This window comes from Pseudomonas sp. FP2338 (genome assembly GCF_030687515.1).
Classification (GTDB): Bacteria; Pseudomonadota; Gammaproteobacteria; order Pseudomonadales; family Pseudomonadaceae; genus Aquipseudomonas; species Aquipseudomonas salomonii.
Genome location: NZ_CP117436.1, coordinates 3,708,277 through 3,728,311, shown reverse-complemented (window position 1 = coordinate 3,728,311; position 20,035 = coordinate 3,708,277). Strand labels below are relative to the sequence as shown.

Here is a 20,035-nt window from a genome sequence, read left to right as displayed (position 1 = left end):
GATAGCAGAGCAGGGCGCCTGCCAGAAACAAGAAGCCCGGCGCTGGGCCGGGCTTCGATGTAACAGCGTCAGAACCTAACGATGCTTGTTCTTGTGTTTATGCTTGTTGTTGCCTTTGTGCTTTCTACCATCGGATCGATGATTGCTTTCATCGTCCGCCAGGTTGTTTCCCAGCGCGCCACCCGCCGCGCCGCCGAGACCTGCACCGATCGTCGAGCCGGTTGTACCGCCGAGGCGATTACCAATCAATGAGCCACCCGCGCCGCCGATTCCTCCACCCAATGCAGCTTCCGCTCTATTGCCTTTTTGAGCACCGACAGCACTGCCGGCGGCACCACCTACGCCTGCGCCTACCGCCGCGCCCGTCGAGCCGCCGAGCTGTTGACCTACGATGTTGCCAAGTGCACCACCAACGCCGCCTCCAAGGCCGGCTGTGCCATCTCCGGCAGCCATCGCTCCTTGCGAAATGAGGACGCCCAAAAATAGGACGGGCAGTGTCATTTTCATTTTGTGAACCTCTATGGGTTGTCAGCAGGCGCTCACGGTTTAAAGCACGCCTGGCATTGGGACTAGGACAAAAGTTTGAAGTTCTTTGCGGGCGGTGCCTGCAGGTGAATAGTTGTAACAAGATATAAGCGCACCGCCTTCACCTCATCTTCGCACCCCATAGAAGTGGTTCAGCACTATCAGCTCAACCACTACCACAATGGCGCACAGCACAATGAAGCCACGGCTGAAGACTCGCTTACGATTGGACGAGCCTGCGTCCAACCAGCCTGCGTCGCTAGCGCCAGGAATGACCATGAGGAGCGTCAGCCAGGCAATGACCCCGACCTTGCTCCAAAAGCTCTGATTTCGCCATGTTGTCATGCCTTAAGTGTTATCCCTGAATGCCACCGCCAGTCCACTTTGGGCGTCTACGGCTCGTGATACAAGCACATTCCCTTCTCGTTACTTTCATCGGCAGCGCTGAGCGCTCGCGCCGCCAAGGCCATCGTTTCACGGTATTGAACCTCGAGCACCGAATGGGCTTAGACCGTACTGACCTGCATGCTGTGGGCCGTGAGCGGGTTGTTTTTGTGTCGCCGTAGAGCGTATCCGCGCTAAGTTTTGGCATTTTGAACTATTTGAAATCGAACACTATTGGAGCGTTAACGCATGGAAGTGAGCACCCCTCAAAGCGAGTACCGAAAGGCAGACAACTTGGCCGGATTGGGACGGCGGTTGGGCGGTCAGTGGATTGACTCCTTAATCACCTTTGTTGTTTTATTTGCCGTGGGAAGAGCCGCAGAGTTTGTGGGTGTCTCTCCAGACGCGGTCGGGATTCTGGCTATAGGGTCCGCCGCGGCGTATTACTTGTTTTCAGACGCCATGCCCAATGGTCAAAGCGTGGGTAAAAAACTGCTGGGGATGTCAGTTATTGACGAGCGCAGCCACCTTGTTGCAATCTGTATCAATCGTTTATGCGCAATATCACTACGCCTGTTTTGAGCATTTTGGACTGGATTTTTATTTTCTTTGGCTCACGCAAACGCTTAGGCGACATGCTCGCGTCCACGATAGTGGTCCGGTTGAAATAGCGGTGACCGTTGCTGCAAAATCCGAAGCTTCTTAATATTTACGAAAAAAGAGCCCAGCCCGTGCTGGGCTTTTTGCATCCAAAAGAACGGTAGCGTTAGGCACAGCGTATGACCGAGCCAGAATAGCTGACCAGGCGCGCGAGAAGAATTACGCAGGGCTTACATACCGAGAGTCGGCATGATTACCCGGCCACACTCTATGAGTTGGCCGGCTGTTACTTGAAGTTCACCGGTTGGTTTCGCTGCATACCCGGCAAGGAAGCCGGCGGCGACAAGCGCAATGTACAGTAAGGTGTTTCTCAGGATCATGCTGGGCGCTCGCAAACGGATTGATGTAAAAGCAAGCAGCACTGATTCCAGATTTTGGAAAAGGTTCCTGATGTTCCCGCTCATTGAGCTATGGTAATCACCAGCACTGTCGACCAGGGACTGATCGCCAGGCACATGCCATTGCACACTGAGAGCACTGAACTACTCTGATTCGAGGCGTCTGATTCGAGGCGTTCGTATTGCGATCATCTGGTTTTTGATAGGGCACCATGGATAAGCGGCTCGCAGGTCTATCATTTTTGCTTACCTTCGGATGGGTTGCCACCGTGATAGCTGTAATGTGGTACTTCTACGACAATTAGTCTAAAGGCCAGAATCCACTTCTGGCTCCTCAGAACGCGGCGCCGGAGCGCCGCGCTTTACATCACGCCACGATGTCGCTGATGGCCGCCTGGCCCACGGTGGTGACGAGGAAATCGGCCACGCCGTGCCCGGAGAAGTCCACCGCCAAGGTGCCCAGGTTGGTACCCGAGGCATAGCTCAGCACCGCATCGCCGGTATGCCCGGTGAATGCATTGACGAAGCTCAAGCCTGCACCTTTGGTAATGCCCGACAGGTCGATCTTGTCCGAACCCGAGGTAAAATCAAAAATCCTGTCTGCAGCCCCTGGCCTGGAATCGGAACTGGCACCATATACAAACGTGTCGTTGCCGGCGCCGCCCCACAGTTGGTCCGCACCGCCACCGCCGTAGATGATGTCGTTGCCGGCACCGCCTTTGATGATGTTGGCCGTGTTGTTGCCAATGATCAGGTCGTTGCCCGCGCCACCAAAAGCGTTTTCGAGGGTAACGCCCTTGGCGATAGACACGTTACCCACCAGGCCGCCGATGTCGGAGAACGCGCCTTCATTGAGGTTGATCTTCTGGTTCTGGGTGAAGCCGGAGAAGTCCAGGGTGTCGTTGCCGCCACCGTCCCATACCGAGAACACCAGCTTGTCGGCATTGGAGGTGGCGCTGTAGAAATCCCGACCGGTGTTGGAGTTGAACCCGTAAGTAGTGTCGCCGGCGCGGGTGGCGTAGTTGGCGCCGTAGAGCTTCTGGATCGCAGCAATGTCGTCGATCAGCGGGCCCGCTGCATAGGCTTCGCCCCCACCTTTACTGAAGTTCTGGTTGGTGTTGCTCTCGTTCCAGTAACTCATCACGGAGTAACCGTGTGTATCTTCGGCATATTTAGCATCCGAATAGGACGGCTGACCCACGCTGGCATCGTAGGCGCCTGGGTGTTGCAGGCCAAGCGTGTGACCAATTTCATGGGTTAGCGTTTGACGGCCGTAATTGCCGTTCGCTGGCGTTAAATTTTCCTGGTAGCTTTTATTGGTATAAAACAATGCGTCACTGTTTCCGCTATTGTTTGGGTAGAACGCGAAAGCCGACCGGGCACCGCCATGCTGCAGATCATTGCTATAGTTGCCCAAGGATATATGGGCATCGCCTCCGCTTTTAGATTCACGGAATGAGATATTGGCGACGTCCGACCAGGATTGAAACGAAAGGGCTGCCTGGGACTTTTGTTGTGCGTTGAAAGCGGTGAAGCCGGAAACTTTCTCGGCGGCGTAAGATTTACTTTCTGAGGTCAGAAAGCTGTAGGTGAAATTGTATTTGCCGTTATGGTCATTGTCGCCCCAATAGTAACCGCCTCGGGTTATTTCATCAGCGGCCTGCGCAACAGTGTAAGACGGCTTGCCATTTATATAAAATCCTCCTCGATCATACGCGTGTGAAAAACTCAGGAGGCTTTGGTAGTCATCACTGGTTTGGAAGCTTGCCGAAGAGGTAGTTGGATTAACAAGATTTTTCGTTGAGACAGCCATAAGTTTACATTCCTTCGTGTCCATTGAGCGTGGAGGGCTATAGGCTTATCACGTGTTCGCTGTTTTCTTGTTGTGTTGATCTTTATAATGGAGTTAGGCGTTTAGTGTTATTTAAAAATTAAATATAATATATAACGTATTGAAATATCCTTAAATATTTTGCGGGCCTCAATTTGGCGAGAGGTCGCTGACTAGGGAGCGGGCACTCCGTTAGATAAACATGAGCGGGTGGTAATAACTCCATTCGGCCGTGCAAAGGCAGGGTGTTGGGCGTCATCAACGATCCCCGGCTTTACGGCGCAAGCAAGGGCTATCCTGTCTGAAAAATAATAGTGCAGTGATTCCAGCCCTTACTTGTAAGCCTCAGGAAACCAGCGTTGTGCCAACTTCACCTTGATTGCCAGGTCCTCTTTGGACTTCTGGCATTCGAGTGCTCGCTGCTCAGCGCTCGGGATGGCCGGCCAATTGCGTTCCCCTCGGGAGACGACTTGTTCATAGCCTTCATCGTATTCCGCGCTAGGCCCTGCAATCAGCTTGGATGCCTTTACGTAATCGGCAACAAGATCGGCGGGCAGCGTCCCGCAGGTGAATTGCGCCCGGGAGTACATCAGGCCGTCGCTTGCCCCGAGTACCTTCCCGTCACCAGGTTGGGTGGCTGCAACGGATAGGGTGGGGTGGGCAAGCAACATAACGACCAGCAAGGTGCGTCCGTTCATTTGAAATATCCTTAACAATCAACAATCACCGGTTTATAACCGCGTGGCGATTCAACTCAGCAGTTGAACACCGGCGCATAATGCTCTTCACGCTTTTTAAAGTGAATCGGCGCCATGGGGACTTTTTCTTCATTGACGAAGATGTCCGGGAAGGTCAGCGTAAAGTCGTCCATGTCACCTTTACCCAAGGGTGTGCCTTGAGTGTCGGAGCTGGATATTTGCGCGGGGTCGAACCCCGTTTTCAACTGCTCGACGCTGACCCGGTAAGTCCGCCCGGATGCCAATTGCACGCTCACTTCAGGCGATGCGGCACTTACCCAAAGCGGCGTTTTTGTGTAGCCCTGGCTCGGTTTATAGAGGCGGCCGAACAGGCGAAGTTCGGTGTCGGTTGACTTCACATTGCCTGGCCAACTGCGCGTGCCCGGTGGCGCCACATACACCAGCACGCGAACCCAGTTGAGTTTCTCTGGTTGTGCCGTAAAGCTCATGGCCGCGTGTGCACCGGGGCAGGTACGTGAGAGTACGGCATTCTGGCCCACAGAAGACTCCGGATGCAGATAAGGCCCCGTGCTGCAGCCCGCAACCAGCGCCAATAGCGAGCACAGGAGATATTTGTTCATCGGGCAATTCCTTTGCTGTGGTGATATGGCGCCCATTAAAGCATGTCTATCGTATCGGGCAGTACGCAGCAGGCAGCCAAAGAGCAGGCATAAAAAAGCCCGCAACCGCGGGCTCTTCTCACATCACTTTTCGACTTACTTGAACAAACCACCGATGGCATTAATCGCATCCGCAGCCTTGTTCACGTTCTGCTGGTGTTGTGGGTTGGTATCCACCTGCGCTTGAGTGTTGTAGCGCGCGTTACTGCAGCTTTTGTTGGTTTGCGTCAGGGCCGCCTGAAAGGCTGTCGCGCGCAAGGTGTCGCCTTTGGCGTTGGCTGCATTGATGTTGGCCTGCAGGTCGCGGATCTGCTGCTGGCAGGAGGCGTTGTTGGTAGTGGTGTTGACGGTATTGTTGCTGCTGCCACCCAGGGCGGAGGACAGGGCGCCCGTCAGGGCTGTCAGGTCGGCGGCGTGGGCGGGCAGGGTAAACAGGCTGAACAGGGCGGCGGCGGGTGCGAGTTGGGTAAGACGCATGGCAAACCTCAATGTTTGATTGCCTGCACACGTGTCAGCGCCCGAGCTGGCGCAGAGCAATATCCGTATAAGAGTGAGCGCTCGGGTGGAGGGAAATACTATTGGGGCTTTTTTTCTGCTTCAACACTGGCGTTGCAGAAGTGTGAATGCCTTCACGGTGTTGGCGGGACATGGCCTGGGCTGTCTACACCTCTAACCGCTCGGCCCGCACGTAAATCAGACAAAGAAAAGCCCACGATGGGGGCGCGGGCTTAAAAGGTGTTCACTTAGGAGCTGAGTTCAGGCTAGGCTCGCCACTGTGAAAACCGCGTGAAAACCGTGTGTGCATTATGTTTTTTGCACCCAGGCATCATGCTCACGTACTGTGCGCCTTCCTTACCCAATCTAAGCAACGGTGTGTTCATGTCCAATGAAGTGCGGCTTGTCGTGATGATCAATACCCAGCCCGGCAAGGGCTCGCAGCAGTTGGCAGCGTTCCAGGCGCTGGCGCCCAAGGTGCGGGCCGAGCACGGGTGCCTGCACTATGATTTGCATCCCGTGGTGGGCAACCCCGACAGTTTCGTCCTCATCGAAAAGTGGGCGTCAAAGGCCGCATTGGACGCCCACCATGTCGCCCCTCATATGGTCGCAGCGGCCCAGCACAATCCATCGTTTCGTGCCGGGCCTGCGACCGTTTTGCTATTGGAGGACGCGGTATAAGGTCGCTTTCAGAGCGGCACCCGCCTTATCTTGCCGCTTAATGGCACCACCGTATCGGTAGGCGTCGGGATGTGCCGACCGGTCAACCCCATGCCTTCGCTGACCAGTACGGCGCCCGGCACCACGCATAAGTTGGACGGCGTATCCAGGCCGCGCACCAGCACTTCGACCTTCCGTGTGTGCAGGTCGCAACGCAGCAGACGACCACTGAACCGAGTAAAGCCGCCGTGCAGCGGCTCGCCGTTCCAGTCCGGCAGCAGCGGTTGCTGCAGGTGGCTGCACAGCTCCAGCACCAGCAACCTGCCGCTTGGGCACAACGCCAGGCCCGTGGGCAATTGCAGGCCACGTATCACCACCTCGACTTGCCCGCTGGCCGGATACACGCGAATCACTTGGCCGGCAAAGTCGGCGAAGTCGATGCCCTTGCGCGTCGGGTCGCGGTGCAGCTCGCCGGAGAACAGGCTGATCAGCACGGCTTCTGTCTGCGGTTCGTATACCAGTGTCACGGGCACGGCGTCCTGGCCCTGATCGAGTTCCGGCAGTTGCGCCAGCACCCGTTCGTCCCGGCCTTCAGTGAATTCCACCAGTTGATTGGTATCCGGCTTTACCGCCAGCCAGCTGTGGCGGGTGGGGTGGTAGCACAGCGCATTCAAATTGCCTCGACTGTGAAACACCGGCTCAGGCGGGTTGTAGTGCAGATCGAGCAGTTGCGAGCCGCCGACATAGTCGGTCAGGCTGGCCAGGCAACGCCCCTCACCGCAGGCGATGTCCGACACGCCCATGATTTCATCGCGCAGCATGCGCGCCTGCATGTTCATGCTGCGAAAGCCGTGGGCGATGACGTCGCCGGGCAAGTATTCGCCAGGCCGTGCAGGGTCGGGTTGCAGGTGGCTGATGCGGCCGCTGAACGGCTGGTCCGCCAGGCCGGCGCCGGCTTCGGCCAGCAGCAGGCTGCCGTCGTCTTGCAGGCACAGGCCGCGCGGGTTGAGCAGGCCCTCGGCGATCAGTGTGCTGGGGCGCAGCGCCTCAATGGGTTGCGCCGGGATATGCAAGGTCATGGGCTGTGCTCCTATTGCGGCGGCTGCCATGGGCTGCCGGTGAGGTAGGCGCGCAACAATGCCCGTTGGGCCGGCGACATCGAGCGCACGACCGGCATGAACAGCGTGGTGCCTTTGTAGGCGTCCGAGGTGCGCGCCAAAATCGCGTTTTTCGCGGCCATGATCGCGTCGGGCTGGTTGAGCGGTACGTAGCGCGACATGGCGGGGAAGGCCAGGTAGTGAAAGCGCAACACGTTCGGGTAAACCTGTGCCCAGGTGATGGTGCTGCCCTTGGCTATGCCGAAATCAGTCTGGGCGTATTTGCGCAAGTTGGTGAAGAAGGCGCCATCGTCCACGCCGTTGGCTGTGCAAGTCAGCGCGACAAAACCGGCCTGGCCGGCACTGCCGCTTTTGAGCGTGACCGGGAAGCTCACCGTCTGTTGCCCGGCATTCACGGTCAGAGACGTGGGGAAGTTAAGGAAGTCAAAATACTGCTTTTGATCGTAAGCCCCCGGCGCGCTGGCTGCGAGGCTCACCTTGGTGGCGTTGGGCACCGGTCCGCCCAGGTAGCTGACGCGCAAGGTGATGGTCAAACCAGTGGGGTAGTCCTCCAGGTACACATTGCGCTGGTCGGCAGACACCCGGTACGTCGCTTCGGTGGCGTTGAGTTTTTTACCGTTCACTGCATTGGGCGCAGTGATGTTCAACGCGGTGGTTCGCACGGCTTGCTGTTGGCTGGTACTCAGGGGCAGGTCGACGATGCCGCCGTACACGTAGTAATTGACCAGCGGGCTGGCGACGGGGTTGAGCGTCGTCAGCGGCGCGGCACCGGCGGCAATGGTCACCGGCCCGTAATTGGCATTCGGCCCGATGGGGCTGGTGATGTCATCGCGCACGGCGCGGAAGGTTTGCTTGGGGATAACGTTGACCATGTCGAGGCTCAGCAAACCGTTGTTGCCCAGCGCCGCGTAGGCGGCATTGCCCGTGGCCTGGTTGATGATCTGGCGGCCCGGTTGGCAGCCCGGCAGTTCGCCGGCGAACGCCGGGGCCAGAGTGCCGATCACCCGGCCGATGCTCGGGTTCGGCGTGTATTTACCGGCGGCGTAATCAGCGTCCAACTGCGCCGTGGTCATCTGCGGGCACATCTCGAACATCACAAAACGCAAGACAATGCCCGTCGCCCCCGGCGCCTGGATGATCGCCTTGAGGCCTGCGCTGTTCTGGTTCCAACTGACGATACTGCTCAATGGGAAGGTCAGCTGGAACGTGCCACTGGCATGGAACGAGCCCGGTGCGTCCATTTTGGCCGGGTCGAGCACGCGGGTGGTCACGTCGTAACTGCTGCACACCGTATTGTTGCGGATCAGCAACTGGATATTGTCGTTGCCGCCAATTTGCAGGCCACCCACAAAAATCTGCGTGGTGGTCGAGGCGCTGGGGTCCAGGTCCACCATCATCGGGCCGGAGACCGGGCCTTGGCCGGTCACTGGGTCTACCGAACCGAGCAGGTACACCGGCTGGCCAATCATGTCGCCGGTGGTGCTGATGTTGCCTGGCACACCCTGGGAGCTGATCAAGGCATTCTGCATGTCCACCACGTGCTGGCCGTAGTGGTTCCAGCCGCCGGCCGTGTAGTAATTGCCTGCTGGCGCGTTGATCATGTTGTTCAACTGGTCATCGGTATAAGACTGCGCACCCGGCGCCAGGGTCGAGGTGGTCAGGTCAAACAGCGGCCAGTTCGGGTTGCCATTGAACGGGATGGTCGGCGAGTTGTTCGGCAAGCTCACGTCCGTGCGGATGCCGCCCCAGAAATTCAGTCGTGGTCCATTGAGGATGCTCATGGTCTATTCCTTGTCCGTGGCGTGTGGGGTGACAGGCGGGTTGGCAAATTTGAACAGGTACGAGAAGTCAGACTTGAACGGGCTCTTCACCGGCGTCGCCATGGAGTGGCAGTTCATGCAGCTGCTGTTGGGCTGGATATAGCTCTCCATGGTCACGTTGGCCGACAGCGCCGGCGTCGGCTGGCCCAGCGGGTTGCTCGGGTTGTTGGGCATCAGCGGGCGCTGGGTGGTGATGAGCTGGTAGTACTTCAAGACGCTGCGTTGCAGGCCGGGGTTGGCCTGGTAGTTGGCATTCACCCAGCCTGTGGCGTCGGCAATCGGCGTGACGCGGTTGAGCGGGTTCGGCGTCTTGAACGTGGTGCCGGGCTTGGGCACACAGACCAGTTGCGTGCCCTGGGTCTGCCAGTTGCACGGCGACTGGTTGAGCGTGGCAGCCGGGGCCATAGGGTTGTAGTAGGAGTACGCGGTACCGGACACCGGTTGATCGACCCACTGGCCATTGACCTTGGCCTTGGGCGGCACGTTTTCGATCTGCTCGAAGGTCGACCAGATCCACTGCGGGTAGCCATTGACCTTGGTGATAATGTGCAAGCCCACCAGCCCCAGATACGCCTCGGTCACGCCGGTACGTTGGCCCTGATTATTGAACGTGGCCACGCGCGCAATCTGGGTCAGGTAATGGCTGGCGTTGTCCCTGGGTGTGAGGATGCGCCAGCTCGATTTGATCTCGATCACCCCGTTGGGAAAGCTGATGTTATTGGCCTTGGACACCACATTCGCATTGTAGAAGCGGTTGCCGACAATGTAGTTATAGGACGCCTGGTTGGCCGAGATATCGTAGTAGGTCGGGTTGCCCGCCTGGTCGATCAGCCAGCCGCCGACCGCCTGGTCGATGGAGTTGACCAGCGAACTGTTCTTCAACGCGGCAATATTGATAATGCCCAGGCTGCGCGCCGTCAGCGGGCTGTTCCACGGCCCAGGGTTGGCGGCGCCCGGCAGGAAGATCTCACTGACGGTCTTGTAGGTTTGCCACACGGTGTAGCCCGAATCCCCCGGTTGTTTGTTGCAGTTGGGCGTGCCGCGCTGCCCATCCTGGGCCGGCCAGTTCAGGGCCACAAACATCTGCCAGCTGTATTGATCGAACTGTTCCTGCGGCGCATTGGCGGCGGGGGCGCTGGTGGGCGGCTGGCAGTTGAGCTGTGTGGCCAGCATCGACGGCTGCGGTTCTTCGCGCGCCAGGGTCGGCAGGCTGACCAGCCCCAGCAGCATCACACTCAGTAGGGTTTTCATGATGATCTTCCTCAAGGCTTACGCTGCATCAGTTGGTTCCACTGCGCGTTATGGCCGCTGCTCCGGGACGCCGGCGGCTCGAACAACTGGCACGGCGGCGGGTTCGACGGGCACATCGCGGCCACTTGGTCCCAGGTCTGCCTGGGGTCGGGTTTGGCGATACGGAAGTTGGTGTAGTTCTGGCTCACGATCGGCGCATTGGCCACGCTGGTGTCCCCGGAAAAGAAGAACGACTGCGGCGCGCGGTAGGGCGGTGCGCCGGTCTGGCGCTTGTTAAAGGCATAACCAAACAGGATCGGCCCCGACGGTGATTGCAGGTCCAGGGCGTAGGCCTGCACGCTGGCGTTGAGGGCTTTGCTGTGCTCGGCGCTGTAGGGCAGGTGCTTGATAAAGTCCTGGCGCGGCGGGTGGTTCATCGGCGAAAACATGCAGCAGGCCGGCATGTCTTTCGGGCGGTCCTGCGGGTAAGTCAAAAAGTACGCCTTGTTGCCCAGGGACACGAATGAGCAGGTGTAGTTGTTGTTCTTGATCGGGAAGATCGGCAGGCAGTATTTCTCGTAGTGCTCCATCGTCGCACCGAAGCCGTCGCCATCCGGCGGGATATAGGTGGTGTCGTAATAGCTCGTCCCGCGCGAGACCGTGTAGTCGGCAGGTGTGAGGGTTGAAGGCGGGTTGCTGTAGGGCGGCGGGTTTTTCGCGTAGTTGTTGATGACCCGGTACATGGTCCAGTCGCTGATCCATTGCGCCGGGAAAAACGGATCGGACGGCTCGCCGGGCGCGCGTTTGGCGATGCAGTTGCCGTTCTGCGCATTGCACCCTTCGCTGTTGTGCACACCATTGGTGAAGTACACGGCGCCGCTGTCGTCGGCGGCAAACGCGGCGGGGCTGAGCAGCACAAGCAGCAGCAACAGTCGGCTCAAAAGGCTGGTGTTCATGGGGCACTCCTGTGGGGTGCCGGGCAGCCGTGGGGCCACCCGGCGCTCTTGTGTGTGGCTTAGTGGTAGTCGCTCATGCTCAGTTGCACGGGTGGGTAGTTGCGTTTCACCAGGGCGTTCGCCCACAGCTCCAGCACGGCTCGACGGCTTTGCGGCATGTCCCGGGTGATGGGCATCGCCAGGGTGCTTTCTTCCTGATAGGGCTTGCTGATCAACACAATCAGCTGGTCCACCGCGCCCTCAATGCGCGGCAGGGAATTGAGCGGCATGTACTTGCTCATGATCGGGTACAGGTAATAAAACGGCTGCAGGATGAAGGGGTAGATGAAGGTCTCCCAGATCAGTTGGCCGGCATCTGCGCGCTGATAAATCAGGTTCCAGGCATCCACGAAGTTCTGCTGCATCTGCGGCTCCAGCGGCAGCACGCGCAGCGGGGCGAGGAAGTCGGTGAAGGCCGTGGGCAGCGGGAAGCTGAACGGGATTGCCGGGGCCTGCTGACCTTCCTGCACAAAGAAACGCAAGGTCGGAAAGCCCGGCGCCTGGGCGGTGACGGTCAGGTTGGCGATGCCATTGGCGTCGGTCTGGATCTTCGCCAGGCTGTATTGCACCGTACTGTTAAGCGGGTCTTGCAAGGTGCCCTGCATGGCGATCGGGTTGGCGAACGTGAGCGTCGGGCTTAAGGCGACGGCGGCAGGCGTCGGTAAAAATTCCTGGTAGGTCACCGGCGTCATTTGATCGGCCGACACCGCCAGCCGCGTGGCCATCAATTGGCGGCCGGTGCCCTCGGTCACGTGACTGCGCAGCGGGGTTGCGCCTTGGAATTGCGGCCAATTGGCGCTGTTTTTAGTCGGGTTGGCCGGGTCGTTATTAAACAGCGTGAAGTTCGCCGCATTGCTGAAGGCCAGGTAATAATCGGTGGTACACAGCATGTAGGCATTGCCGTATTCGGCCACCCACAAGGTGGTGCCGGCAGGTGCGGGCAGGCCGTCGTATTGCACCATCACTTGCAGGGTTCTGGTGTCACCCACGTCGATAAAGCTCGCGCTTTCGATGACTTCGGCGGTCCACATCTGCTGGGTCGCGGCAATCACGGGCGTGGTGCCGGGCTGTTGCAGTTCCAGGGTGCCGGTTTGCAGGAGTGCCTGGGCGTCCACGCCCAGCGGCAGGTCGAGGATGCCCGAGCGTTTGTCGAAGGCCGCCTGCTGATAATCGTCATAACCAAAACTGGCCAGCGGGCTGAATTGCGTGCCCTGGCGGATGCCAATCTGGTAATTGCCGGCCTGGAATTTGGCCGCGACCGGAATGTCGGCCGTCTTGTCGATCGGGTAGAACGGAAAGGCATTGCCCAAGTCCAGCGACAAGGTATTGTCATGGGCCTGCGCCGAGATCACCCCGAGCTGCGCCTGGGTGGCGGTGCCCGGCGAGGTCTTGTAGATGGGCACTGCGCTCGCCGGCACCAGGCGCCTGCCGGCGGGGGCGGTGGGGAACTCATCGTCGAGCCACAGGCCCAGGGTGCCGACCGTGCGGCTATAGGCCGGGTTGAAGAAAATATCGCCGACGTTATCCAGCCCCTGTTGGTACATGGCCTGCACCTGAGCCTGGGCTGCGGCGCTGGAAGAGTGAGTGTCGATGGGCGGGTAGTTGTTGAGGATGCCGTTCTTGTCGTAGCACGTCAGGTAGGTCGAAAAACGGAACATCAAACCCTTGGCATTTTGCTGCGCCATCTGGGTTTGCAGGTTTTGCAGCAAGGCTGAATTGCCGATCACCCATTCCAGGTTCTCTTTGGGGAAACAGGTTTGCCAGGTGGTGGTCACGTAGGCCAGGCCGCCGAGGTTGGCCCAGTTGAAGTTGAGGAAACGGTCGAGCATGCGGAACTGGCGATTGAGCGTCAGGCCGCACGCGGTATTGCCCAGCACCAGCTTGTCGAAGTACAGCGCGGTGAAGGTGTTCTGCCAGGGGCTCACGTCAACAAAGCGCGCCGGTGAACTGGGGGCACCACCGAAGGGGTTGCCGAGCAATTGGAAGCTCTGGTTGATCAGCGGGTCCTGGCTCACATAACCACCGCCCGGCAACTCGCCGCCGGTGATCACCGACTGCGTCTGGTTATAGCTCACGGTGCCGCAGGCATTGTCGCCAAACAGGTTCCACTCGCCGGGGATCATCGGCGTGGTCAACTGCGCGGCGTTGCCTGGCACCTGCATCACGTAATCGGGCACGCTGGCGGGCGGCAGCGGGGCGATGGTCCAGGGCAGCAAGGTGCTGGCGGCGTTCAACGGGGTAATGTCGAAGGCCTTCAAGAACGGCCAGTTCATCTGCATTTTTACCGCATCGTACAGCGGGTACATGTCGTTGTTGTTGGCGGTCGGCGGGTTCCAGAACATATGGCCGCCCAGGTAGATACGCGGGAAATTCAAGACGCTCATGTGAGGCTCCTTAGCGTTGCCACTGGGCGCGTTTGAGCGACCAGACAAAGTCCAGTTTGTGGTAGCCGACAAAGTCGGAGGCGGGCAGCGGCGCGGTGGGGTAGACGATGCCGCCGTCTTTGTTCAAGGCGAAATTGAAGTAGCCCTGCTTGGGCGAGTAAGCGGCGGTGCCATGGCAGGCGAAGCACGAAGACTGGCTCTGGAAGGCCGATTCCAGCTGGGAGTTGGCCAATAACGTTGGCGTGGTGTTGGATTGCACACCGATCAACTCGTACTGCGCCAACGCCGGGTATTGCGCCTGGAAGGTGGCGTTCACCGGCTGCGCCGCCGCTGTCGGCCCGGTGCTGTTGGTCATGGGCGCGGCGGGGGCGGCGTTGGTCACCGTGTACTGGCTGTTGTTACGGTTTTCGAAGGTGGTCCACACCCAGTCCGGGTTCAGCTTGTTGATCACATGCAAGCCGCTCAACGCCGCATAGCCGACCTGATACTGCTTGCCCTGCTGGTAGTAGGCCTGGGCAATGTAGTAACCCTGGCTGGCCAATTGTTGCTGGTAGGCCGTGTCGTTACCGATCCACAGCCACGCGGCTTTCAACTCCCAGGCGGTGGAGGGGAAGTTCAGGTCGCTGGTGAGTGCGGCCTGGCCATTCACGTTGTAAACCTTCTGCTGCAGGATGTAGTTGAAGGTGTCCTGGCCCATCAGCAGTTGGAAGCGCACTGCCTGGCCTTTTTCGGCCGCCGGCACCTGGCCGCCCATTTGCAGGATCAACCCGTCCACCTGTTGCGTGGCGTTGAGGTTATGCAAGATGCGGTTGGGGTTCATGCCCATCGCCTGGGCCTGGGTCAGCACGGCGGCGGGTGGCGGCACGCTTTGGCCATAGGGCAGCGGTTGGGCGCCGTTAGGCAGGTAGACCTGGTCCGACGGTTTCAGGGTTTCCCAGACCCGGTCGGGGCTTTGCGCGCCGGCGGGCTGGTTCAGGCAGGCGAACCAGTTCCAGGCGAGGGTGTCGGGGCCTTGGGTGAAGGCGGCCCGGGTGGCGTCGATATTGCCTCCAAACTGCAAAAAGTTGCTGCAGTCGAAGGGGTTGGTGTCCTGTGCCTGGGCCAATCCGGCCAGTGCACTCAGGACCGTTATAGATAAGGCTCGCCGCATGAAAGCTCCTTGGCATTCGCCAGTTCGAGGTGAGGGCGCCCCAGGAAGTGCTCCAGGAGCAGTTGCTTGACTGCCGTCGCCGCCAGTTGCTGCGGCAACGCCAGGTCGCAATTGGTGATCAGCAGTGGGCCGGTCTGCGCGCTGGTGGGCAGGCGGCCATGGCTGCCACGGACTAGCCCCGTGTCCAGTGGGATCAGGTCCATGTAGTAGCGAAAACCGAGCTTTTTTTGCAGCAGGCGGCGCGCCACTTTGAGCTTGGGCAAGCGAATGGCCGGGTCGATAAACAGCTCGACCGGGTCGTAGCCGGGCTTGCGGTGAATGTCCACGGTGCGCGCAAAATCCGGCGCTTTGCGCTCATCCAGCCAGTAGTAGTAATCGAACCAGAACCCGGCCGCAGCCACGGCCACCAGCTCGCCGCTGCGTGGGTGGTCGAGCTGCCAGGCGCGTTGTTCGGCCTTGTCCAGCACCTGCTCGATACCGGGCTGGCGCTGCAACAAGGCTTTGACGCGCGGAATGTCTTGCGCGTGCTTTACGTAGACATGCGCGACCTGATGGTCCGCCACCGCAAACGCCGCGCTGGCGCCGGGGTCGAGCAATTCCCAGCTCAAGGATTGGCGTACCTGCAACAGGCCTTCGGCGCGCAGCACGCGGTTGATCGACACCGACTGCGCGACGGCTTCGATGCCGTACTCAGACAGCAGCATCACCGCCGCGCCCTGCGCCTCGGCGAAGGCCAGCAAACGCCCGACTTCGTGGTCGATGGCGCGCACTTCATCAGCAATCGACGGGTGCTCAGGCCCCACGCGCTGCAAGCTGTAATCAAGGTGCGGCAGGTAGATCAATTGCAGGTGCGGCCGGCTGATCTGGAACTCGGCCATGGCGCACTCGACAATCCAGCGGCTCGACGCGATGCCCGCCGCCGGCCCCCAAAAACCATGGAAGGGGAACTCGCCAATCTGCGCCTCGATCTGCTCATGCAAACCGGGCGGCGACGAATACAGGCCAAATTGTTTGCGCCCATCGGCCGGGTAATGCGGGCGCGGTGTGATGGAGGCGTCCACATCGGCGTACATGTTGTACCACCAGAACAGCTGGCTGCAGCGAAAGCCCGGCATTTCACGCTTGAGGGTGTGCCAGACCTTTTCGCCCTGGATCAGCGCATTGGGTTGCAGCCAGAAACGCACTTCAGCCTGGTCGCGAAAGTACCAGCCATTGCCGACAATCCCATGCTGCGACGGCGGCGCGCCGGTGAGGATCGAGGCTTGCACCGTGGACGTCACGGCAGGGAACACAGGTTGCAGGCTGGCCATCTTGGCGGTCTTGAGCAGCGCGTTGATCTGCGGCGTCGCCTCACCCAGCAGCGACGGCGTCAGCCCGACCACATTGATCAGCAGCAGCGGTTGCTCAGAGCGCATCGGCATACGCCTCCTGCATCAGGGTTTGCAGCAGGTTGCGCTGGCGCAATTGGCCCTCGACCCAACGCAGCTCGGCGGCGATACCGTCCAGCTGCGCCTGTTGCGTGGTGGGCCGCAGTTGCGCGGGCAGCACGCCCCAGCTGTAGGTTTCCACCTCCAGCACCGGGCGGAACTCGGGGTGGGCGGCCAGGTAGTCGAAGGTCTCGGCCAGAGCCACCTGGCTGCCGCGCAGTTCGGGCAACAACAGGTGTTCGCTGAACAGCGGGATATGGAAGTGAATGCGCAGCTCGTTGAACCCGGCGCACGCCTGCAGGGCCGCAGGCAGGTCGGGCCAGGCCACACGGCCGCCCTGTGCGTCGAGTGCCTTGACCTGGTGCAGGTAGGTGGCTTCGGCAAAGCTTGCGAGGGTGTCGAGCACGGCTTCGCGCCGCGTGGCATCGTCGGGCGGCAAGTGGCAGATCATCGCGTTGGACAGCTGGATCTTGCCCACCGGCACGCCAGCGTTACGCAGCCGGTCCAGGGATTGATAACAATCCTCGTACATCACCGCTTGGTGGCACACATCAAAACACAGCGCCAGGTAGGCATGGTTTGGGTCCATGACCTGCCGGCGCTGGAAGAAGGCGAGGGTCTGCTCGGTGGTTTCCAGCACGCAGTCGGGCTCCATCTCCAGGCAAAACACAATTTTCTTGCCGGTTTTGCTGTGCAGCGCGGCAAGTGCCTCCGTGAGCTGGCTGAGGTGTTCATCGGCGCGCAGTTGCCGCGCTTTGCTCCAGGTCGCGGCATAGCCCAGCGGCACCGTGGAAATCACCCCTTGGTGGCAATCGTCGGGCAGGGCGTGGGCAAGGATGTGCGCCAGGTCCAGGCTGTAAGCCAGCCGCTGCGGGTCGGCCCAGCTGGGCAAATACACCTCGGCTTTCACCGCGCCTTTGTGGAAGTCGCCATAGGGAAACCCGTTCAGTGAGGTCAGGCGCACGCCGCTCTCCTTAAGCAACTGCACAAACTGCGTGCGCGCCGCGGCGTGCTGTAATTGCGCCGCCGCCTGGGCGCAGATCCACAGGCCGCTGTCTTGTTGCGCCAGCCCGCGCAAGGTGCGCACACCCTGAAAATGCTCGGTGATGGAGGCGCGCAGCGCGGCCAGGTCGCGGTCCGGGTGCACATTGCTGCAATAGCCGATCTGGCTGGCCGTCCAGCCGTTGGCGGCGCTCATTTGACCACCGGGTCCTGGCCACGCAGGGCCGAGTTTTCCTGCCATTGCTTGCGCTGGTCGATGGGCAGCGGCGTGCTCACCAGTGCCTTGTCGAGCTGGCCGCTCTGGGCAAAAAAGTCCACCGGGTTATGGAACAGCACCTGTTCCACCTGGGCTTCACTGAACCCGGCTGCGAGCATCGCCTGGCCGGTCTTGGGCACCTTGAGCGGGTCGCTGATGCCCCAGTCCGCCGCGCTGTTGACCACCATTTTTTCGGTGCCGTACTCCTGCAGCAACGCGACCATGCGCTGCTCCGACATCTTGGTGTTGGGGTAGATCGAATGGCCGCGCCAGCAGTCGCTGTCGAGCACCAGCGGCAAGGTCAGTTCGTTGAGGTGGTCGATGATCACCAGGTGTTCGGCAATCCCCACTTCGCGGATGACGGCGAGGGTGCGTTTGGTGCCGCCGATCTTGTCGCGATGCGGCGTGTGCACCAGCACCGGCAGGTTGAATTGCTTGGCCAGTTCCAGTTGCGCGGCGAGGAAGCGGTCCTCTTCGGGGGTGATGTCGTCGTAGCCGATTTCACCCACCGCCACCACGCCATCCTTGACCAGGTAACGCGGCAGAATCTCCAGCACTTCATTGGCAATCGACAGGTCATTGGCCTCCTTGGGGTTCAGGCCGATGGTGCAGAAGTGGTGGATGCCGAACATGCTCGCGCGAAAGCGTTCCCAGCCCAGCAGCGTGTCGAAATAGTCGACGAAACTGCCCAGGCTGGTGCGCGCCTGGCCTTGCCAGAACGCCGGCTCGATGACCCCGGTGATGCCGGCGGCGGCCATGTTCTGGTAGTCGTCGGTGGTGCGGCTGACCATATGGATATGCGGATCGAAGTACTTGAACATGGTGAATCCTCGTCAAGGGAAGGCGATGTGCATCAGTTCAGGTGGGCGTGCCATTCGGGCGGCAGGCTCAGGCCGCGCAGGCGCTGTAATTGCGCCGGGCTGAGCAGGTCAAAGGCGATCGCTTTGGGCAAGCCAGGGGATACGGTGCGCGAGGCGGCGAGCTGTTCGTCGAGCAGGTCGAGGGCGAGCTGGTTGAGAGTCACGCTGTGGTGTTGCGCCAGGTTCACCAGGCGCCCGATGTCGAGGCCCATGCCGAGCGCCTTGAGCACCAACTGGTGAAAGGCGCGTTCCGGGTAATGACGTGACGGGTAGGTGGTGTCGAGGGCGAGCGCGGCAAACACCTGCGGGTTGCTGGTGCGCCCGGCCTGCAACGCCAGCTCCAGGCACAGCCCGTCGCGGTCGAGCCAGTCGAGGGCGCTGAGCAGGGCGATTTTTTCCTGGTCATCGCCCCACAGGAACAGTTGGCGCAGCAGCGGCAGGTGATCGTCTGCCGACGTGTGCTCCAGCGCCTTGGCCACCACCAGTGCCCGGGCTGGCGCGACAACAGCGGCAGGCAACTGGCGTTTGCACTGCCCGCTCAACAGCGCCGCCGTGGAGGCGTTCGGTTGCGCTTCAAGCTGTGCATGTGCCTGCAACCACCAATGCAGTTGCGTGGCATCCAGCTGTTGAGTGAGGCTCAAGCGAAGGTCGGCGAGGTAATCCGGGCGCATGTTCATGTCGGCTTGATCCAGCGCTGAAAGTGGGGAAGCAGGAAAAACACCAGCACACACACCAGGCTGCCCAACGGCTGGTTGGCCACCGCCAGCACCAGTGCATCGAACAACGGCAGCGCGGCCAAACCTGCGCCGATAAACGCGCGCACCTGGCGCTGTTGCGGGTGGGCCAGGTGTTTCCAGTAATGCCAGCCCAACCAGCCCAGCCACAGCAGCAATACCGGCCAGAACCACAGGTTGCTGGAGTAGAACGCCAGGGCCAGCGGGCTGAGCATCAACAGCAGTGGCAGGCGGCTGATCAGTTGGTTGCGGTGCTCCTGGCGGGCCAGGTAGGTCAGGCCGCTGATGTACACGCCGAGTAGAATCGCGCACAGCCAGATCGGCTCCGGTGGCACCGCCAGGCTGGCGGCGGCGGTGAGGTACAGCGCCGAGCGGCAGGCGCCCATCAGCCACACGCTGTGCGCATATTTTTTATGCAGCAGGTTGTAGCCGAAGATGCAGCCCACCAGCAGCACCACGCCGCCGAGCAGCCAATGCGGCGTGTCGATCAAGCGGCTCAGGCCCAGCACCGCCGCTGCCGCGAGTACCAGCAGCAAGGCTGTGGCTACGCCGACTTGCTGGCGGCTGGCAAGTCCCAGGGTGATGGGGCGCGGGTTGTGGTGTTGCGCGTCCCAGTCGGCATCGAGCAGGTCATTCAAGAACATCCCGGCCAGGTACAGCAGCGATAAGGTGACCAGCAGCAGCCCCCACACCAGCGACGACGGCGGTGCCAGGGCCCCGGCGCTGCTGGCGAGCAGGGCGGCGGCCAGGGTGTTGGTCCACACCGTGGGCAGGTTGGACACGCGGCCGAGGGTCATCCAGGTTTTCAT

At 60.4% G+C, this 20,035-nt stretch carries 19 protein-coding genes; 2 read left to right on the top strand and 17 right to left on the bottom strand.

Annotation, left to right across the window (positions count from 1 at the left end; translation table 11 throughout):
- Nucleotides 1–75: 75 nt before the first annotated feature.
- Together PSH96_RS16625 and PSH96_RS16620 are read right to left on the bottom strand one after the other, a co-directional pair.
- Nucleotides 76–507: a hypothetical protein gene (locus tag PSH96_RS16625; protein ID WP_305453943.1), complete on the bottom strand. Its 432-nt coding sequence runs from the start codon at nt 505–507 to the stop codon at nt 76–78.
- A 144-nt stretch (nt 508–651) separates the two neighbouring features.
- Complete coding sequence (locus tag PSH96_RS16620; protein WP_305453942.1) at nt 652–870, bottom strand: hypothetical protein; 219 nt, start codon at nt 868–870, stop codon at nt 652–654.
- A gap of 288 nt (nt 871–1,158) precedes the next feature.
- On the opposite strand from PSH96_RS16620, the gene PSH96_RS16615 reads away from it, so the two are divergent.
- The gene (locus PSH96_RS16615) at nt 1,159–1,491 is read left to right on the top strand and encodes an RDD family protein (RefSeq protein ID WP_305453941.1); all 333 of its coding nucleotides are present in this window, start codon (nt 1,159–1,161) and stop codon (nt 1,489–1,491) included.
- Nucleotides 1,492–2,274: 783 nt separating this feature from the next.
- On the opposite strand, the gene PSH96_RS16610 is transcribed toward PSH96_RS16615, so the two are convergent.
- The 4 genes from PSH96_RS16610 to PSH96_RS16595 form a co-directional block, all read right to left on the bottom strand.
- The gene (locus PSH96_RS16610; protein WP_305453940.1) at nt 2,275–3,720 is read right to left on the bottom strand and encodes a serralysin family metalloprotease; all 1,446 of its coding nucleotides are present in this window, start codon (nt 3,718–3,720) and stop codon (nt 2,275–2,277) included.
- A 350-nt stretch (nt 3,721–4,070) separates the two neighbouring features.
- Nucleotides 4,071–4,436 (bottom strand): hypothetical protein, encoded by a 366-nt coding sequence (locus PSH96_RS16605; protein WP_236372001.1) that lies wholly within the window; start codon nt 4,434–4,436, stop codon nt 4,071–4,073.
- A 56-nt stretch (nt 4,437–4,492) separates the two neighbouring features.
- On the bottom strand, nt 4,493–5,056 hold the full coding sequence (locus tag PSH96_RS16600) for a hypothetical protein (protein WP_305453939.1): 564 nt from the start codon (nt 5,054–5,056) through the stop codon (nt 4,493–4,495).
- 135 nt (nt 5,057–5,191) lie between these two features.
- Nucleotides 5,192–5,572, bottom strand: a complete 381-nt coding sequence (locus PSH96_RS16595) for a DUF1090 family protein (protein ID WP_017136550.1) — start codon at nt 5,570–5,572, stop codon at nt 5,192–5,194.
- Nucleotides 5,573–5,974: 402 nt separating this feature from the next.
- Here PSH96_RS16595 and PSH96_RS16590 point away from each other — a divergent pair, with 402 nt between their 5' ends.
- Nucleotides 5,975–6,271, top strand: coding sequence for a putative quinol monooxygenase (locus tag PSH96_RS16590; RefSeq protein ID WP_305453938.1), 297 nt, complete (start codon nt 5,975–5,977; stop codon nt 6,269–6,271).
- Nucleotides 6,272–6,279: 8 nt separating this feature from the next.
- On the opposite strand, the gene PSH96_RS16585 is transcribed toward PSH96_RS16590, so the two are convergent.
- From PSH96_RS16585 to PSH96_RS16535, 11 genes are read right to left on the bottom strand one after another with little or no spacing between them, the layout of a single operon-like run.
- Nucleotides 6,280–7,329: a hypothetical protein gene (locus PSH96_RS16585; RefSeq protein WP_305453937.1), complete on the bottom strand. Its 1,050-nt coding sequence runs from the start codon at nt 7,327–7,329 to the stop codon at nt 6,280–6,282.
- Nucleotides 7,330–7,340: 11 nt separating this feature from the next.
- On the bottom strand, nt 7,341–9,149 hold the full coding sequence (locus tag PSH96_RS16580) for a hypothetical protein (protein WP_305453936.1): 1,809 nt from the start codon (nt 9,147–9,149) through the stop codon (nt 7,341–7,343).
- 3 nt (nt 9,150–9,152) lie between these two features.
- Nucleotides 9,153–10,439, bottom strand: coding sequence for a hypothetical protein (locus PSH96_RS16575; RefSeq protein WP_305453935.1), 1,287 nt, complete (start codon nt 10,437–10,439; stop codon nt 9,153–9,155).
- Nucleotides 10,440–10,450: 11 nt separating this feature from the next.
- Nucleotides 10,451–11,374, bottom strand: a complete 924-nt coding sequence (locus PSH96_RS16570) for a hypothetical protein (protein ID WP_305453934.1) — start codon at nt 11,372–11,374, stop codon at nt 10,451–10,453.
- Nucleotides 11,375–11,433: 59 nt separating this feature from the next.
- Nucleotides 11,434–13,797 carry a hypothetical protein gene (locus PSH96_RS16565; protein WP_305453933.1) on the bottom strand — a complete coding sequence of 788 codons (2,364 nt, stop codon included), beginning with the start codon at nt 13,795–13,797 and terminating at the stop codon, nt 11,434–11,436.
- 10 nt (nt 13,798–13,807) lie between these two features.
- Nucleotides 13,808–14,947: a hypothetical protein gene (locus PSH96_RS16560; RefSeq protein WP_305453932.1), complete on the bottom strand. Its 1,140-nt coding sequence runs from the start codon at nt 14,945–14,947 to the stop codon at nt 13,808–13,810.
- Nucleotides 14,926–16,362, bottom strand: coding sequence for an alkaline phosphatase family protein (locus tag PSH96_RS16555; RefSeq protein WP_236372011.1), 1,437 nt, complete (start codon nt 16,360–16,362; stop codon nt 14,926–14,928). The genes PSH96_RS16560 and PSH96_RS16555 overlap by 22 nt, the downstream gene beginning before the upstream one ends.
- Nucleotides 16,352–17,572 carry a metabolite traffic protein EboE gene (gene eboE / locus PSH96_RS16550; protein ID WP_305453931.1) on the bottom strand — a complete coding sequence of 407 codons (1,221 nt, stop codon included), beginning with the start codon at nt 17,570–17,572 and terminating at the stop codon, nt 16,352–16,354. The genes PSH96_RS16555 and eboE overlap by 11 nt, the downstream gene beginning before the upstream one ends.
- Entirely contained in the window at nt 17,569–18,453 is an 885-nt protein-coding gene (locus tag PSH96_RS16545; RefSeq protein ID WP_305453930.1) for a TatD family hydrolase, read from the bottom strand. The genes eboE and PSH96_RS16545 overlap by 4 nt, the downstream gene beginning before the upstream one ends.
- A gap of 32 nt (nt 18,454–18,485) precedes the next feature.
- Nucleotides 18,486–19,169 carry an EboA domain-containing protein gene (locus PSH96_RS16540; protein WP_305453929.1) on the bottom strand — a complete coding sequence of 228 codons (684 nt, stop codon included), beginning with the start codon at nt 19,167–19,169 and terminating at the stop codon, nt 18,486–18,488.
- Complete coding sequence (locus PSH96_RS16535; RefSeq protein WP_305460088.1) at nt 19,166–20,035, bottom strand: UbiA family prenyltransferase; 870 nt, start codon at nt 20,033–20,035, stop codon at nt 19,166–19,168. Before PSH96_RS16535 ends, PSH96_RS16540 begins: the two co-directional genes overlap by 4 nt.

Bases quoted from the DNA above. Each gene is read 5' to 3' on its own strand.
- PSH96_RS16560 (WP_305453932.1), bottom strand. From the start codon at position 14,947: ATGCGGCGAGCCTTATCTATAACGGTCCTGAGTGCACTGGCCGGATTG.
- PSH96_RS16615 (WP_305453941.1), top strand. From the start codon at position 1,159: ATGGAAGTGAGCACCCCTCAAAGCGAGTACCGAAAGGCAGACAACTTG.
- PSH96_RS16585 (WP_305453937.1), bottom strand. From the start codon at position 7,329: ATGACCTTGCATATCCCGGCGCAACCCATTGAGGCGCTGCGCCCCAGC.
- PSH96_RS16590 (WP_305453938.1), top strand. From the start codon at position 5,975: ATGTCCAATGAAGTGCGGCTTGTCGTGATGATCAATACCCAGCCCGGC.
- PSH96_RS16625 (WP_305453943.1), bottom strand. From the start codon at position 507: ATGAAAATGACACTGCCCGTCCTATTTTTGGGCGTCCTCATTTCGCAA.
- PSH96_RS16595 (WP_017136550.1), bottom strand. From the start codon at position 5,572: ATGCGTCTTACCCAACTCGCACCCGCCGCCGCCCTGTTCAGCCTGTTT.
- eboE (WP_305453931.1), bottom strand. From the start codon at position 17,572: ATGAGCGCCGCCAACGGCTGGACGGCCAGCCAGATCGGCTATTGCAGC.
- PSH96_RS16545 (WP_305453930.1), bottom strand. From the start codon at position 18,453: ATGTTCAAGTACTTCGATCCGCATATCCATATGGTCAGCCGCACCACC.
- PSH96_RS16620 (WP_305453942.1), bottom strand. From the start codon at position 870: ATGACAACATGGCGAAATCAGAGCTTTTGGAGCAAGGTCGGGGTCATT.
- PSH96_RS16570 (WP_305453934.1), bottom strand. From the start codon at position 11,374: ATGAACACCAGCCTTTTGAGCCGACTGTTGCTGCTGCTTGTGCTGCTC.
- PSH96_RS16555 (WP_236372011.1), bottom strand. From the start codon at position 16,362: ATGCGCTCTGAGCAACCGCTGCTGCTGATCAATGTGGTCGGGCTGACG.
- PSH96_RS16535 (WP_305460088.1), bottom strand. From the start codon at position 20,035: ATGAAAACCTGGATGACCCTCGGCCGCGTGTCCAACCTGCCCACGGTG.
- PSH96_RS16565 (WP_305453933.1), bottom strand. From the start codon at position 13,797: ATGAGCGTCTTGAATTTCCCGCGTATCTACCTGGGCGGCCATATGTTC.
- PSH96_RS16575 (WP_305453935.1), bottom strand. From the start codon at position 10,439: ATGAAAACCCTACTGAGTGTGATGCTGCTGGGGCTGGTCAGCCTGCCG.
- PSH96_RS16600 (WP_305453939.1), bottom strand. From the start codon at position 5,056: ATGAACAAATATCTCCTGTGCTCGCTATTGGCGCTGGTTGCGGGCTGC.
- PSH96_RS16540 (WP_305453929.1), bottom strand. From the start codon at position 19,169: ATGAACATGCGCCCGGATTACCTCGCCGACCTTCGCTTGAGCCTCACT.
- PSH96_RS16580 (WP_305453936.1), bottom strand. From the start codon at position 9,149: ATGAGCATCCTCAATGGACCACGACTGAATTTCTGGGGCGGCATCCGC.
- PSH96_RS16605 (WP_236372001.1), bottom strand. From the start codon at position 4,436: ATGAACGGACGCACCTTGCTGGTCGTTATGTTGCTTGCCCACCCCACC.
- PSH96_RS16610 (WP_305453940.1), bottom strand. From the start codon at position 3,720: ATGGCTGTCTCAACGAAAAATCTTGTTAATCCAACTACCTCTTCGGCA.